This is a genomic window from Tychonema sp. LEGE 06208, assembly GCF_015207505.1.
Lineage (GTDB): Bacteria > Cyanobacteriota > Cyanobacteriia > Cyanobacteriales > Microcoleaceae > Microcoleus.
This window is the reverse complement of sequence record NZ_JADEWT010000230.1, coordinates 1-1155: the sequence shown is the minus strand read 5'-3', so window position 1 is coordinate 1155 and position 1155 is coordinate 1. Positions and strand designations below refer to the sequence as shown.

General features: G+C 42.9%; 1 pseudogene. It reads left to right on the top strand.

Annotated elements, in window-relative coordinates:
- A pseudogene (locus IQ263_RS30160) lies at positions 1-1104 on the top strand (transposase); the annotation flags it as partial.
- Between the last annotated feature and the right edge of the window lie 51 nt (positions 1105-1155).

The window sequence follows — 1155 nt, the reverse complement described above, 5'->3', positions numbered from 1 at the left end:
ATACATATAATCTATTGGGTCATGCTTTGCGGAAAGCAGTAAGCATGATAGCTGCTGTGCAGGGGCGGGAGCCAGCAGAAATTGCCCTGGAAGCAGGTGCACCCATCCTTAATAGTTCCAGCTTAAAAGCGGCCTTAGATTTAAACTGGGATAATCCAGTAGAGCGCCAAAATGGACTCTTAATTCTCCTAAATAGCTTAAAATCTGTAGAAGAATGGATGCAAAGACAGTCTGATTGTAATGAGTTTGAAGTAGTCCAAGAGACTCTGGATGTTGCCCGAGTGATTGAATCTCAAAATGTAACTTTTGACTCTCAAGGCGTTCCAAGTTTAAGTAAAGGCGTGGCAAAAGATCGTCGCATTTCTATTGAAGACCCAGATCTGCGACATGGGCGTAAAAGCCGGTCTAAAAAAATAGATGGATATAAACGCCACATCCTCAAAGATTTAGAAAGTGGTGTAGTTTGTGCGGTGGCGTTGACTCGCGCCAATACTCCAGAATCCGCTGCTACAGTTGACTACCGAACGTGACTTGAAATTTCAAAATATTCACCTAGCTGAGTTACATATTGACCGGGCTTATTTATCCAGTCATTGGGTGACACAACGGGATGATAAATTACAGATATTTTGCAAGGCGTGGCCTGTCAAAAATTCTGGACGGTTTGATAAAAATTCTTTTTTCCTTGACTGGGATACGCATTTAATTAGCTGTCCCAATCAGGTAAGTATCCCATTTGAACCAGGAAAAATTGTTCATTTTCCTCAGAATGAATGTGCAATTTGTCCTCTGAGGTCTGGTTGCACGAATAGTAAAAGAGGACGGACTGTATCAATTCATCCTGATGAAGCCTTAATGCAAGAGTTGCGAGCGCGTCAATCCACTGCTATTGGTCGCCAAGACTTGAGAAAACGTACTACAGTTGAACACTCTCTGGCTCATATTGGCCATTGGCAGGGGAACCGTGCTCGCTATATTGGACTGCGGAAAAATCTCTTCGATCTACGGCGAGTCGCTGTTGTTCATAATCTTCATGTCATTGCTCGAATGGATAAGGTTCGACCAATTACACCAGGCATAGAGTCGAACTCATGCACTGGCTAATTTCATAAATTCCTTTTTTTGTCAACTCCTAATACTGAACCGACGCCCTAG